Raw genomic sequence first — 15,616 nt, 5'->3', positions numbered from 1 at the left:
ATATTTCCCTATATAAATGTATAACGATTGTTAGATAGAGCAACAATGTTACAGTGATACATCGTATACTCATCAAACAAATAATTTTTAGGAAATATGAAATTAAAGACAAAAGTAAAGATTGCAAAAACAGTAAGAAAAGCAGCTAATTCGGTAGGTATCTCTGATAAAACATTAGCCAAAGGAGGTTTAAAAGTTGGGGAGTACGTTGCTGAACAGAAAGTAGACGAACTTAAAAAAGCAACGAAAGAAAAGTTATCTGAGATATTATAATCCAAAATATAGAGCATCCCATTTAGGGGTGCTTTTTTTATTTCAACAATTATGAAAAACAATACAAATTTTTAATAGTTTAGATAAAGATGATCAACATTCTATGTAGATTCGTCATCACAAAATGTAGAACAACTGGGAAGAAATACGCTTTTAAAGATAAATGAAACAAGACGAAGAAATTATTATTGTTGGCGGTGGTTTAAGTGGGTTAATGTTAGCTAGTTTACTATTAGAAAAAAATATTAAAGCTACCATTTTAGAAGCTTCTCCAAGAATTGGAGGCAGAATGCAAACACTTCAAGGAAAAAATAATACACCTCTTGAACTGGGAGCCACTTGGTTACAAGGAGTGCATACCCATATCATATCTACATTGAAAGCATTAGGTATTCAGAAATTCCAACAATTTTCAGAAGGTAAATCCTTGTTTCAACCCAATCCATATTCCCCAATCCAAGAGTTTTTTGTACCACAAAATGAAGCATCTTCTTATAGAATTGAAGGGGGATCGGAAAATTTAATTCACACTCTAAAAAGTAAACTAAAATCTGAGCAAGTTATCCTCAATGCAAAAGTGAATGCTATTCGAGAAGATGGGCATAAATTGATAGTAGAAACAGTAACGAATGAAACTTATCAGGCCAATAAAGTAGTGTTGTGTTTGCCTCCTCAATTGGTGGGGTCACAGATTTCTTTTTCTCCAAGTCTCCCTCAAGAATTGACAGCTCTCTTTCCTACTGTTCAAACTTGGATGGGTGGATCAATTAAATATGTGATAGAATATAAACGTCCTTTCTGGAGAGAGAATGGCTTTTCGGGTATGTTCTACAGTAATTCTGGAATTATTGCTGAGATGTATGATCATACTAATATCGACAAGACAAAGTTTGGGTTTACTGGTTTTTTAAATCCCGGTGCCAAGGCTTATACTCAAGAAGAAAGGAAAAAATTTGTATTACAACAATTGGAAGAGATTTTAGGCCAGAAAGCAACTCAACCTTTACTCTACGAAGACAAAATCTGGACAGACGAATTTATTCTCGATGGAAATCCAGTCCTTGAATATCCTCATCAGAATAATGGGCATCTACTACTTCAACATCAGTATATGAACCGTAAACTATTCTTTGGGGGAACGGAGGTTAGCCCTATATATTCAGGATATATGGAAGGTGCAATTATCGCTGCAAAAAACTGCTTTGAGAAGTTAGTTGATTCAAAATGATAAGTTAGAAACTTACTCGAAATATTAGTTAGTAATGATGCTAGTGCTTAACATGGCAAAAGTGAAGGAATAAATTTCATGATTAAATGTCGTCGATAAATAATAAATAAAACGACACACCCTTAAAGAATGTGTCGCTTACTTAAATATTTAGGTTTAGTTGTTTACGCGATAGAATTCACCTTTAACTTCGAAGTCAGTATAACCAGCATACTCATAATGTTTCACATCATTTTCTTGCTCAGTAGTACCATCTGAATAATTAATTGTGATATTGACCTTGCCATGTTCTGTTGTTGTGTAGAACACATTAGCCATTTGTGCTTTGTCTAGGATCAATGCTTTAAACATGACCTCATTAACACGATCAGCATACGTAATATTATAGTTTACCTCTTCATGTAATCCTTCACCTACACCTTCTTGGTCAAGCAAAACATCACTATCAGTGATTGGTGTAACTTCATTACGGTTTTTGTCTTTGATTGTCATGTCTTGATGCATACCAGCACCGACGCCTTCGACAAAACCATTTTTATTTTTGTTGCTGTTAATTGTTGTATAATCAACTGTTTCTGCCTCATCTATTACTCTACGAGTTTTAACGATTTTGTCTTTATGTTCATTAGTGACAACTGAATCAACATCTACATGTTTATAAGTTTGAACAGGTTGATGAATATGAGTTGTGCGATGAATGGGTTGTGGTTCGTTATCGTGGTTACAGCTAGTAAAAGCTAACATTGTAACAGTAGTAAAAGCGATTGAGATAAATAAATTTTTCATGATAATATAGTGTTCAGATTGAATGATTAAATGTTATAGTTAAGCAAACGTCAAGAGTACAATTGTGTGTCGTTAATTTACATTCTGAAACACTGGTGGGAAATATTGTTTATGAATAGGAAGTACAGTTAAATGTCCTAAAGAATTGAAGGGCTCGAAAAGTTGAATTCATACTCTAAAAAGTAATCTAATAACTGGGCAAGTTACTTTCAATGCAAAAGTGGATATTATTCGAGAAGATGTTTATCAGATGATAGTAGAAACGATAACGAATGAAACTTATCAGGCCAATAAGGGAGTGCTGAGATTGTATTAGTTATAAGTTGAAAACTTATACAATATAGTAGTTCGTAATGACGCTTGCGCTTAACATTACGAACAGTGGGAGAAGGTTAGGAAACAACCAGCATAATCAATGTGAATATTATGTATAAAACGACAACGATACCACCCTTAAAGTCTTTTTTATATCTAGTCAAAAAATCTCTCCTATTTACAATAAAAAAATAGATTACTAGATTTAATGAAAGCCAAGCGAAAAATACATACTCTATTTTAAAAATAGGTACTTTAACATAATACTTGGATATCAGAGATTGTAAAGTGAGTAAGTTAAACCAAATTAATACTGACAATGGCACAGTACCTAAGAATATTTTATTCGCTAATTCCGGTTGTGGTTGTCTTTGATATTTCTTAATAAATGAATAAATTCTGAACGCTATATAATGCATATTATTTATATAAATGTGGGTTTATATAATTTTCATAAAACGATCTTCCTCAAACCTGTTCTTAGTGTAAAGACGAATGTCGTCACTAAGAATTAACTAATGTATAAGTCTGGGACTTATAACAATACACAAATAATATGCATATTTAATTATGAAATTTGTATTTCATCCATTTTATAGTTCGAAATGACGCTAGCACTTAACATTACGAACAGTGGAGAGAAGTATCCTAGGTGTTCCGATAAGATTTAATGATATTTTGTTCACCTATATTTATTTTTTCACTCTTTAAATCTTTTAATTGGATAAAGAGTTCTAACAACTCATTTATCTTCAATTCCACTGAATCTTCTAACAAGAAAAAGGTTTGATCTAAATAAACCATTTTGATATAGGCATATTTCACCCCCCTTCCAGAACGCTTATACAAAAAAATATTTAACTCATTTTTTTCTACGATAAGACGATTTATACTACCTATTTTCTGATATAAAATATGAAATTTATCCTCTTCATAATCTAATGATAAAATATAGTTTTTATGATACATAAATGATCTATATATGGCAAAACTAATGGCAACTAGAAATACAAATACAAAAAATAAAGCAAACTTTAATAACGAAATTACTAATAATACACCAAAGTAAATTATCAGTATAATATTTGAATAAATTACTTCATAAAATATATTTATTTTTCTTCTTTGGAAGATAATATTTCTCATAAATTCTAATTCTTAGTGTTAAGACGAAAATTGTCATTATGAACTATTATTCGTATAACAATACACAATTAATAGACGTATTTATTTAAAAAATTCGTATTTCATCAATTTAAAGTTTGAAATTATGCTAGTGTATAACATTACGATCAGTTGAGGATTATTATTGCCTCCCCGGCTTTTTACCATATCTACCTTCAATATCTAAAGTATCTCCTAATAATTCATGTAACCAAGATGTAGGATCATAGTATATAATTTCATTTGGTATAACTTCAACTTCTTTAGTTTTATGATAAAGACTATCTAAACCTGCAAAATGAATAATAGAATCACCTTCTTGGATTATATTTCTACTATCATGATTTAAATAAATAAGATATGAATTTGATTCACTATTAAATGTAAGCCATCCTCTATCATTATTTACTATTTCTTCAACTTTTAATTGTTGTGTTTTTTTAAAATTTAATTGAATAGAATTACGCATTTCTTCAGCCCCTCCATAAGGTCCAAATACCCCCACGTATAAAAAAGGAATTGAATAAAATATAATTTTCAATATTTTTCTCATATTTTTTTGTTAGTCTATCTTTTCTGATTTTCCTTCATTACCATTAAAGTCTTTACCTTTGTAGGGACTTTTACCGTAGCCAGGACTTACTGAGTCTGTTCTTAGTGTTAAGACGAAAGTCGTCACTAAGAACTAACTAATGTATAAGTCTGGGACTTATAACAACACACAAATAATATGCATATTTAATTAAGAAATTCGTATTTCATCCATTTTATAGTTTGAAATGACGCTAGCACTTAAAATTACGAGCAGTGGAGAGGTTAAACTATAGGAATCTAGAAAGATAAGCTCTAACTTCATATAAGATTTTCTTTTAAAATTTTTTGAACTAATGAACTTAAAACCAATAATCGGTACTTTTCTCTCATTAATCTTTTTTTCTTGTGCTCCAAATATAGAAGGTGACTATGTGGATGGTTATGATTCATTTAGTTTGAGAATATATGAATCAAATCATAGTGGGGTTTATTACGGTAAATTGAATCAGATTAATGGTACAGTTGCAGAAGGATATGGTTACAAAAGAGGTCATGTATTGTATAAATACATCAAACACGAAAATGATAATCGTTTCAAAGTAATAGAAGTACTTCCAAGTGGTAAACAAAAAAACAAATATATGATTGTTAGTGATAGTACAATCAAGATAGGTGGGACCAATAGTTGGGATGAGATGACATGGTATAAACGTTAGGAGTACATGTTAGTCAGTTTTTAGTGTTAAGACGAAAGTCGTCACTAAGAATTAACTAATATATAAGTCTGGGACTTATAACAACACACAACTAACAGGCATATTTATTTAAAAAATTCGTATTTAATCCATCTAATGAACTCAGATTTTTTGCTACCCAATAAATTTTTATTTTCTAAAAAATCTTTTTGTTGGATATTTTTATAAAATTGAAAGCCATATTTATCGACAAGTTTAGAAATATACTTTTGGGCATTAACTAAATCATTTTGCATAAAATACACTGTCCCTAACTTATAATAAGATGCCATATGTTCTTTATTTAAGTTAATGGATTTTTTTAGATTGATTATTGCCTCATCATAATTTTTCTCTGTCGATTCTAAAAGACCTAAATTAAAGTAAGTTCTATAGTCTTTATCATTAATTTTTAATGAATCTAAAAAGTAATTTCTTGATTTAAATCTATCTTTATCAAGATACATTAAACCTAAATAATCTAAAGCTTGTTTATTTGATTCCTTATAAAGTAAAGATTTTGTCAAATAACAAATACCACTATCATAATCAGATAAATACATAAATGCACAGCCTTTTATGTAATATAACTCATAAAGAGCTTCTTTTCCATATACATTTTCTAGTTTTGGTAAATAGACTTCTACTTGCTCACATAACCTTATTGCTTCATTAAATTCTTTCTTTTGAATTAAAAGATCAGCTTTATAAATAAAATTGATATATTTTAAATATGATTTTAAATGTAAAATTTTAATTAAAGGTGTAATTATCTTCATTTTATAATAGATCTCAACCCTGTTCTTAGTGTTAAGACGAAAGTCGTCACTAAGAACTAACTAAGGTATAAGTCTGTGACTTATAACAACACACAAATAATATGCATATTTATTTAAAAGATTCGTATTTCATCCATTTTATAGTTTGAAATGACGCTTGTACTTAACATTACGAACAGTGGAAAAGTATCTACTTTGAATTGTGTTTGGAAGTAGCTTCGCTCTTTTTCTCTATCTAAATAAGGACTGATAATAAAGGTGAAACTTATTGCCAAAACAATAATTATTACAACAAGAACAATATCAAATTTACTCTGTTTTTCCTTCATTATAATTTAGATTAATAGGTGATTCAAATTTTTTAGGAGTCCAACATTTTACCAATATCTATTCCAATATTGTATGTATTTACATTAAAATCGCCAGTTGTACTTGAAATAGAGTTTTGTTGTTTTAAGTTCGGAAACTTAAACAACATTATAGTTCGTAATGACGCTTGCGCTTAACATTACGAACAGTGGGTGTTTTAGATAAAGTCAAGATTTTTTTTCTTTGAAAAAAAAGAGGGGATCTCTTTCCAGCCTTCAGATGGTATATTAATTATTTTATCTTGACTTATCTTTTCACCTAAATATATATCTGATACAGAAGGGTCATCTACATAGATTTTGATAATAAACTTATCATTCAAATGGATATCGTTCTTATATTTCCTTACAACACTTGAGAATATTTTATTTTGATATGAATAAGAATATTTAATATGAGGTAAATTTATCTCTTCAATACTACCAATTGAATATCTAATTGAAGAATTACTCATCATTATTTCAGTTTTTATGACTGACACTATTCCATATAATAGTAGTGTCAGTAATATAAAAGTTTGTATTTTTTTCATTACTTCTCTTTTGCAGTTCTTATTGTTAAGACGAAAGTCGTCACTAAGAACTAACTAATGTTTAAGTCTGGGACTTATAACAATACACAAATAATATGCATATTTAATTAAGAAATTCGTATTTCATCCATTTTATAGTTTGAAACAACGCAAGTGCTTAACATTAAGAACAGTGAGAATCGCTACCACTATTAATATTCTTCTCAGGTAAGGAAGTTAACTCCTTGTCCTAAACACTTACTTGTAACTACTTGAAAATTTCTAAAATTCTCACCTAAAAATGACAAGTTTTGGATTTTATGACCAATACTCTATAATAAAATTTTTATTCGTAACACGCTATACAGCACACAATTGAAGGTTGTGAATAATTCCCTCTTTATACATGCAAAAAAATACTTGAAAGTCAACACCTTACAACAAAAATCCATCTGCTAATTTTACTAACGTTTTTCAACCAAAACCCAATAAAAGCGTATGATTCATTTTTCGATTTCTTACAGTAAGAAAGAAGATGCGAAAGGTACAAAAGAAGAGACATTTGATACGAAGTTTTCGTTTCAGTTGAAAAAGCTACTTGACTGGTTATTGTCAAAATGAGTATTGAATAGCCCTAATTAGAAGTTAGGGCTATTTTTACGTAAGTCATTATATATCTGTCATTTATAGGTAATACAAATTAATAGATTGTCCTTTGTGTTAAGACGAAAGTCATCATTAAGAACCATATATAAGACTATGACCTAAACAACACTCTACCCACAAAAGAGAAATAAAATTGCATAAAGTTCATTGAATGTGCTTCCTAAAACTTGAATTCAAAATCATTTTCAGACATTAGTCTCGGTACTTCCTTCCATGCTGTAATCGCATCATAATAGGTCCTTTCTCTTCCTAGTGGAGCGTAGATACGTTTATCGTTATTAAATAATCGTCCGTTCCTCATATCTCTTAGGACTTTAAAATAAACCTCACCTTTGTTTGTTAACTTCTTCCATCTGGTGGAGATGTCTTCTTCTTTAGTAAGTTCAAGCAAGTTAACTCTTACATTAAATTCATATTGTGTTGGTTTTGCCCTTTCATCATAGAAATTAACATCATCTGAAGTGGCCGTCCAGTTAAGCCAAAGTTCATTCTCGATCTCTCTAATCTTCACCTTGTTATTATAGAGTTCGATTCCCCACCCAAAATAGGCAAAAGCTAAACCTTCCCCACTATCTTCGTCTCCTCCGTTCTTAATTTCGAAATCAAAATTTCTAATCGATGATACCTCTTTCTTTGTTAAAGGTTTATTTTCTATTGTTAGCCATACATATGAAATATTAGTATTGATTTCTAAACCCATTTCCTTTTCAAATTCAGCTATTTCAGCTTCTGGGTATTGTCCATCATACGTTTTTATATCTAAATCAAAGCGAAATTGCCCCGCTGAAGTCGGTGTGATCATGATATCAGAGATTCTTAATTCTTTGAAGTAGATCAATCCTTCTTGACCAGTAATTTTTAAATATTCTTTCATCCTTTTTTGTTTGCTTTATGGTATTCTTAAGATTGTATTTTTTTGTGATCAGTATATCGAAATTCAGATTTTATATATCAGATTTCTTAGTTCATCGATTATCAAAAATAGCTTGTCCTTAAAGTTACGAGTACTTTAGTTCATGATAAAGGGATTCTGCCATATCGTTAGGTGTGCCACAAAGACAAATGCCCTTAATGATATGTTCTTTACTATTAAAAGCTTGCTTTTCTGTTTCAAAAATGCCCATACGCACCAATTCTTGACACATCCATGTTACATTTTGAGTGAGCATACTTTTTCCAAAAAAGTGATTTACCTGATACATAAAATAAATTTTCGAACTCATTCTTAACCAGATCAGTAACCTTTGATCTTTTATTACATCCAGAGTATTGGCAATCTCAATTGCACTCGATGTGAAGCTAGGGATCACAGCATTTAATATTTCAAAAAACAGCTCCAATTGATTATGACAGTCTTTTAGAATATCCAATGAACCTCTCTCACAATATTGTAATTGATGTTTAAAACCATTCACTTCAACATTAAACCAATCTTCACTATAACCACCAAAAGTCGGGAGTTTCGATATCTTAAAAGGTAACTTCTCCGATAGTTTAATCAACTCTATCTCATAATCCTTTGACGACTGAATTGAAGTTAATGTTATTAGTTCTTGATAAGGAAGTATACTCATTGGTTTAGGTAATTCTTCAGCACTAATACTAAGCAATTGCTCCTCATAATTTTTCATATCTAAAGATAGCTTTCCTCCATGAACATTAAAAAGTTTATAGCGTTGACTGATTAAAGACTAGTTAACTTGATAGGTTAAGAAAACTATATCCACTAACAAGATTTAATTTTGAAAATGGTAATAATAATATGTTTCTTTACATGATAAACATGCCAAAATTACCTAATGAAATACATCTCTAGCTTCCTAACAGTACTCTTTACTTTTTTGTCATTTTTTCTTTTTGGACAATCAACAACTGAAAATTCAAGAGGTTTAGTAGTAAAGCAAACTAATCAATTGGACAAAAGTGTTCAAAGTAAAAAGTATGCCTTGGTTATTGGGTCTGATCGATACGATGGAAAACCCATGTGGTCAGATTTAAAAAATGCAGAGTATGATGCTAAGAGTATGAAAGAAATTCTTGAAGTCAAATATAATTTTGAAACAGAAATACTCTTATCGCCGACAAAAAACGAAGCCTTAAAGTCCATTATATCCTATCATCAAAAACTAAAAAGTAGTGATCGTTTTTTAGTGTTTATCGCTGGACATGGAGATTATGATAAAAGCATCTATGATGATGGTTTTTTGGTATTTAAAGATTCTAAGCCCTATACAGAAGATTTTGCTAGAAGTACGTATTTAGGTTATCATCAATTAAATGCAATATTGAACGCTTTGCCTTCAAAACATGTTGGGCTAATCTTGGATGTTTGTTTTGGTGGAACTTTCAATACCAAAGTAGCCACCTATAGATCCGCTAATAAAGTTTATGAGGGTAAAAGTTCACAAAGTTACGCTAATCAGAAATTAGCTAAAACCTCGAGGTTATTTCTCACTTCAGGTGCCCTTGAACCTGTTCCTGATGGTTATGAAGAGAAACATTCTCCTTTTTGTTATATCCTATTAGATGCTCTAGAAAGTGGTGATCCCAATGGACTACCGATTACACTTTCTTGGTTACATCAACAGGCACAACTAAATATTACAGAATCGATGTATGGATTCTTTGGGAACAACCAACCTGGTAGTGAGTTTATCATCGGTGGTATAAAAAGTCAGGACAACTCAACTTTAGTCAATAAATTATTAGAAGAGAAAGAGTTAAAAGAAAAGGCAGAACGTAGAGAAAGAGAAGCTAAAAGTCTTTTATTGACGCAAGATGCGATAAAGGCTTATGATAATAAAAATTATACAAAAGCTTTTAAAAAGATCATTGCATCAAGCCATCTTGATAGTACTAATTACAGTACACATGAACTCTATTATAAGATGATGTTGGAGCAAGATTCATTTTATTTAGAAGAGACCTTAAGTGAAGCTCCAATACCACTGGAAGAGGTGGAAATTATGGAATCTGAATCTTTAGATATTAAAATTAATTCTATACTAAAAGTAGACTATCAGAAAAGAATTATCATTGCTCAACAAGAAACTAAAATTCTAAAACTTGATTTTTATGGAAAGATTTTAAGTTCATATCAAACTAAGTTGAAAGAATATGAACCAATATGGAATATCTCTTTTTTGGAGGACAAGATTTTTATAGAATTACAAGGGAAACTTATTGCCTTTGATGATAACCTAAAAAAGATCGGAAATTATGATGTACCTAAAAATTATAGATTGAATGATATATCCAAAGACGAATCTACTGTGTTATTCTATGACTCCTTAAACGATAACTATAAATACTACCATAACGATAAACTAATTACAGAAATCAAGGAAGCACCAAATGAATACATTGAGAGAATAAATATCGACTCAAATAATCATTTAAAAATCAAGACATTATACCAAGGGTTATATAAATACGAAACTTATAATACAACTGGAAAAGAAATAGAAAGTGATAATATTCAGCAGTTCAAATCAAAGTATTATAAAACTTATTATGGTAGTGTAATAAATACTACCACAGAGAAAGAGGTTTTTTCTTCAGAAGAAATGGATGAATATAATTTCAATTATGATTCTATCTTAGATGATGTTTTTCATTTAGCAATAGAAGAAGAAGGCATATTTCTTATAAAAGACAAAATCCGCTTAAAAAATATTAGTGGAATTATCGAAAGTAAATATCAACCAAACCATTTAAATATAGTTAATGATTCACCTTACCCTCTTGATTTTTTACTTTTAAATGAAAATACCGTTGCTATCTCCCACAAAAATGATATTTGTATTAAGACTATCGATAATCAAGATATCTTATTAAGAAAGCAAACACAGGATTTTGTGAAAATGATAAAAAGTCCAAATGATGATACTTTTTACGTACTAACCGGAGATATCATAACTCATTACAATTCAAATGGTGATGAAATAAAATCTATCAGATTACCAGAAGTCGGTTTAGATTTTAAAATTAGTCCAAAGGGAAATACAATAGCTATTTTTTATAAGTACTTTTTTATATCTACTCTTGATGAAAACCTCACTTTCAAAAATGCTTTTATACAAACTGATCCATTATGGTATGAAGATAATGAACTACAGAAGGCTAGAAGGCAAATAGAATTTATTAATGAGGAACAATTTTTAGTATTTGGTGTCAAAAACTATGACTCTACATTTGGACAATTAGAGAATAGAATTAGGCTGTATAACACTAAAGGAGAACTCATTAAGACCTTTGATGAAAAGATCTTAAAATCCTTTTCATCTACTTACAATAGTATGGAAAAGGTAGATGGTGATAACCATATTCTTTCAACATTTATTAATAATGATAGCACTAATTATGTGTTTGAAATCGATAACAAAGGGAATATTATACATGATTTTGGTAAATGGAATCTCTACAAAGACGATGAAAGTTATATCCACGCCAACTTGTATAAATTAGACTCTTCTAGTTTTATCATTGTCAATAATTTGACAAAAAAAATCATTCAAAAAAATAATAATCAATGGGTAGAAATTGATTCTATCAAAGTTATTCCACCGTCAATGTCTTGGTACGATAGTACTTTCATCACACAAACTTCAACTTTATCAATAAAACCAGAGTATGATTATAAGTATCCATTATTACCCTGTGATATTTTATATAATGGAGACCTCTCTCTCTACACCTTCAACAAAATAAAGAAGCATTTATTTAAGCCTAAAGAAAATATCATTGAATTCATGATGTATGATATAGACTTAAACTATACATATTTGAATAAAAAAACTTCGATAACTAACAAAGAAAATACTCTAGAATACACTTTTATTAATACACAAAGTGAAGATAATAACCCATATTTATCTTTCAACAATGATTCTAAGATTAATAAATTTGACACTACCGAAAAGAATCTTTTTACATTATCAAATAAGCTTAAAAAACATTTTAATTATAAACCTATAAATATTAATAAGTTCTTTGTCATTCGTGATGTTATTAATGATAGTTTAATAAGTATAACTAATAAATCTTGGGAAGTATCAACTTATAATATCCACAATAATGATTCAATAGAAATGAATTTATTGAATACAACAATAGAAAATAATATTTCATATTACAATGAAGAGATTAACTCGTCAGATGAAGAGGGCTCTGTGTTTTTCTCTTTGGGAATTTATAATCTACAAAACCACAAAAGACTATCATTAGGTGATAAGTATAAAGATCCAATTTTTAGAAATATAGATGATGACCATTTCTTTATTTATGAAAAAGATTCTATACTCAATGTATACAACTCGGAAAATTTACAGTTGATATTTTCTTGCTCTTTAAGAGATAGTATTTTTCAAAAAATCAAGAACTACCATCTTCAAGTTAAATTCCCACAACCCAATTGGATCAATGAATATGAGCTACATCTTTATAAAAAGAACGACAATTATTATTTCAGGTACTATGATGTTTTATTTACAATAGATTTTGAAAAAAAATCTTTATTACCTGAAACTACTACAATAGAACTGCATAACAATAAAAATTACTATATAAAAAAGATTAATAGTAATACATTAAAGTTATATAGATTACAAAATAAAAAGATATCCGATTTTGTTACTGAAATAAAAGATTGGGAATATCATATAGAAGATACTACGATCGCTGAAATAAAGCTACCCTTTACTCATAAAGAAGATGAACTTGAAGTATTATATTATGATGATAAATACTTTGTAGTAAGCAACCAAGAAAATACCTTTTTCTTCCAAATGCAACAAAATGAGTTTTCATTACAGTTCCTCAATAAGGTTAATGCTATTGATTATATAAAATACATAAAAGATAAAAATGTATTTATAGGTTATAAAAACAACAGTATCTATACCTTCGATAATCAAGGACAAGAAACTATAAACCTATCTCTAAATAGAGACGTATTATTGGCTGATATATACAAAGATAAACTAAGAGTAATTTGTGGAAAATTCTCTGATAATAATTCTACTATTAGTATACATGAACCTAGTGTTCTATACGAAATACCATACTTTAATAATTGGTTGAATAATATAGATGACATCATTAGAAATTAGAATCAGATAGAAAAGGAATCCCCACAACACCAACATATTTAATCACAAATAGTATGTAAGTTAATATCTAAAGAATCTTCTTGTATAAGGATGCTTTGGCTCGACTCTTCTACAATTTCAAAAGAATGGTTTAACTCTAAATCAGAAGATTTGACATCCAATTCATATCTGGTAATATCACCATCGTTTTGGTAAATCTCACAGTTAGAATACCAATCCCCTTTTATGATTCTTGCAATATGAAACCCTCGGTTTCCAAAGAGTGGATCTTGATTAGTGCGGTCCGTTTGATAATTTAAAGTTTTAGCTCCAAAATTAAGTTTTCCTGTGATACCATCACCATGCTTACCCGTAAGTCGAGCTATATATTTCTCATCTATAAACTGTAGATCCGGTGAAACTTTAAAGAGCTTACTTCCTCCATTTTTCCCTCCTATTAATAATAAAACATTGTCTGAATTCTGATCCGCAATCAAATCTCCATAGGGATGTTCAAGACCAAGACCATTCATTACTTTTCCAGTATGATCTAAAACAAATAAATAAGTAGCATTTAAATGGTTGCCATAGCCAACAATGTAAATATAATTATCAGTTACCACCACTTTTCTTAATCCATCCATAGCTCTGTTAAACTCAAACCCTTTCTTCCATATAGGTTCTTGCTGATTATTCACTTTAATAAGATGAATTTCATTATTATTCTGAAGTTTGGTAAGAAAGATTGAATGAGACTGAGTAGCTATATGAGTATAACTTGTGCCTAATTTACCTAAGGAAACAGGTATTAATTCAGCATCTAATGAGGCTATAAATGGTTGACGGTTATAATGGAATCCATAACTGCCTATTAATATAAATTCGTCATTTAAATCTTGAATGTCGTAGAAAGAGTACCAATCATTTCCATCTCTCTCAAATTGTCTGGTTGAAATAACCTGACCTTCTGTAGAAAGTTTGATCACTACAGCCCCATCATTAGTCGAACCTAATACAATAAAAGATCCATCCGAGCTAGATAACAATTTGTAGGCAGTTAACCCACCTTTTGAGGCCACAGAAAGTAACTTAGACCATACCACTCTTCCTCTTGTGTTTGTTCTTAAAATAAGAACCTTCCTTTCACCATAAGCATAATGTTCACTGAAGTGAGAAACCGTTAAGACAGATACAATATCTTCTTCTATTTCCAAGCTGCTTAAATTGTTTGTGACATTATACTCACCAAGACCATACCCTATCTGATAGGTCGTAGTAGGTGTCACTTGAGATTCGTATACACCACTTCTTGGAGTACAGCCAAATACTAGAAGTACAAAGAACAGAGGGAGATAATATTTTATCATGATAGAAGTTTGCTTTATTAATCAGTCAACACCAAGTATTAGTTTATTTGTATTACATAAAGATAGCTTTCTACCGTTAATATTAAAATGTTTATCGCTTCTTCGAATACGGTGTTCTTTGTTATTCCAAAATTTATTAAATAACAAAGTTTAGAGTAATCTTTTAGTCTTCGGTAAGTACTTTTTGCTGTTGAAGTCTATGGTAAAACCACGTTTATTACCAGTTTCAAAAAACCGACTTTTCTATTGTGATCAATGTTAGAGGTTAATAGTAATAAGTTAGGAAACTTATTCAATGGTATAGTTCTAAGTGACACTGCGTTTAACACTCAGAACAGTGGGGTATTTCGCTTTTTAAGAAAAATGATACTACACTTAACATCTATCACAAACCAAGAAGAATTTCTAATAAAAAAAGAGCTACAAATGTAGCTCTAGTGAGATGGACTATACCACTTCTACACCTTTCCAAAAGGCGACGTAATCTTTTATCTGACTGGCTTTGGCACTTGGTTGTTTGTAGAACCATGCAGCGTCTACATTTTTCTGACCATCAATCTCGATGGTATAATAGGATGCCGTTCCTTTCCAAGGGCAGGTTGTATTGGTAGATGTTTCTGTAAAATACTCTTTCTTAATTGAGGAAGGAGGAAAATAAGCATTTCCTTCTACTTCGATGGTATCATTACTTTCAGCTAAAACTGTTCCGTTCCAAATGGCTTTTTTCATAGTATGTAGGGTCTATTTAGGATAAGATTACATTTATTTTTAATACAACTACAAGGGGTAGTTTATGTTTTA

The 15,616-nt window shown here is 30.0% G+C and carries 13 protein-coding genes; 4 read left to right on the top strand and 9 right to left on the bottom strand.

The window, feature by feature from the left end; all coding sequences use genetic code 11:
- Positions 1-96 precede the first annotated feature (96 nt).
- Together HGP29_RS11010 and HGP29_RS11005 are read left to right on the top strand one after the other, a co-directional pair.
- Positions 97-273, top strand: coding sequence for a hypothetical protein (locus HGP29_RS11010; RefSeq protein WP_168882455.1), 177 nt, complete (start codon positions 97-99; stop codon positions 271-273).
- 163 nt (positions 274-436) lie between these two features.
- Positions 437-1,501, top strand: coding sequence for a flavin monoamine oxidase family protein (locus tag HGP29_RS11005; protein ID WP_168882454.1), 1,065 nt, complete (start codon positions 437-439; stop codon positions 1,499-1,501).
- 156 nt (positions 1,502-1,657) lie between these two features.
- On the opposite strand, the gene HGP29_RS11000 is transcribed toward HGP29_RS11005, so the two are convergent.
- The 3 genes from HGP29_RS11000 to HGP29_RS10990 form a co-directional block, all read right to left on the bottom strand.
- The gene (locus HGP29_RS11000) at positions 1,658-2,287 is read right to left on the bottom strand and encodes a hypothetical protein (protein ID WP_168882453.1); all 630 of its coding nucleotides are present in this window, start codon (positions 2,285-2,287) and stop codon (positions 1,658-1,660) included.
- A gap of 963 nt (positions 2,288-3,250) precedes the next feature.
- A complete protein-coding gene (locus HGP29_RS10995) occupies positions 3,251-3,748 on the bottom strand; it encodes a hypothetical protein (protein WP_168882452.1) in 498 nt (165 codons plus the stop codon).
- A 160-nt stretch (positions 3,749-3,908) separates the two neighbouring features.
- Complete coding sequence (locus HGP29_RS10990) at positions 3,909-4,319, bottom strand: hypothetical protein (RefSeq protein WP_168882451.1); 411 nt, start codon at positions 4,317-4,319, stop codon at positions 3,909-3,911.
- Between the two features lie 334 nt (positions 4,320-4,653).
- Between HGP29_RS10990 and HGP29_RS10985 the strand changes: the two genes are divergently transcribed.
- Positions 4,654-5,016, top strand: coding sequence for a hypothetical protein (locus HGP29_RS10985; protein WP_168882450.1), 363 nt, complete (start codon positions 4,654-4,656; stop codon positions 5,014-5,016).
- 104 nt (positions 5,017-5,120) lie between these two features.
- Here the strand turns inward: HGP29_RS10985 and HGP29_RS10980 are convergent, their stop codons facing one another.
- From HGP29_RS10980 to HGP29_RS10965, 4 genes are all read right to left on the bottom strand, one after another.
- Positions 5,121-5,813 carry a tetratricopeptide repeat protein gene (locus HGP29_RS10980; protein WP_168882449.1) on the bottom strand — a complete coding sequence of 231 codons (693 nt, stop codon included), beginning with the start codon at positions 5,811-5,813 and terminating at the stop codon, positions 5,121-5,123.
- Positions 5,814-6,339: 526 nt separating this feature from the next.
- The gene (locus tag HGP29_RS10975) at positions 6,340-6,714 is read right to left on the bottom strand and encodes a hypothetical protein (protein WP_168882448.1); all 375 of its coding nucleotides are present in this window, start codon (positions 6,712-6,714) and stop codon (positions 6,340-6,342) included.
- Positions 6,715-7,519: 805 nt separating this feature from the next.
- On the bottom strand, positions 7,520-8,233 hold the full coding sequence (locus HGP29_RS10970) for a hypothetical protein (protein ID WP_168882447.1): 714 nt from the start codon (positions 8,231-8,233) through the stop codon (positions 7,520-7,522).
- Between the two features lie 124 nt (positions 8,234-8,357).
- Entirely contained in the window at positions 8,358-8,990 is a 633-nt protein-coding gene (locus HGP29_RS10965) for a hypothetical protein (protein ID WP_168882446.1), read from the bottom strand.
- Positions 8,991-9,158: 168 nt separating this feature from the next.
- Between HGP29_RS10965 and HGP29_RS10960 the strand changes: the two genes are divergently transcribed.
- Entirely contained in the window at positions 9,159-13,469 is a 4,311-nt protein-coding gene (locus tag HGP29_RS10960) for a caspase family protein (RefSeq protein ID WP_168882445.1), read from the top strand.
- A 38-nt stretch (positions 13,470-13,507) separates the two neighbouring features.
- Here HGP29_RS10960 and HGP29_RS10955 read toward each other — a convergent pair whose 3' ends face one another.
- Positions 13,508-14,815 (bottom strand): hypothetical protein, encoded by a 1,308-nt coding sequence (locus tag HGP29_RS10955; RefSeq protein ID WP_168882444.1) that lies wholly within the window; start codon positions 14,813-14,815, stop codon positions 13,508-13,510.
- Positions 14,816-15,262: 447 nt separating this feature from the next.
- Positions 15,263-15,544, bottom strand: a complete 282-nt coding sequence (locus HGP29_RS10950; RefSeq protein WP_168882443.1) for a DUF427 domain-containing protein — start codon at positions 15,542-15,544, stop codon at positions 15,263-15,265.
- Between the last annotated feature and the right edge of the window lie 72 nt (positions 15,545-15,616).

It is taken from the genome of Flammeovirga agarivorans (genome assembly GCF_012641475.1).
GTDB lineage: Bacteria > Bacteroidota > Bacteroidia > Cytophagales > Flammeovirgaceae > Flammeovirga > Flammeovirga agarivorans.
The sequence above is the reverse complement of the archived record's forward strand: the minus strand, read 5'-3'. Positions and strand labels throughout refer to the sequence as shown.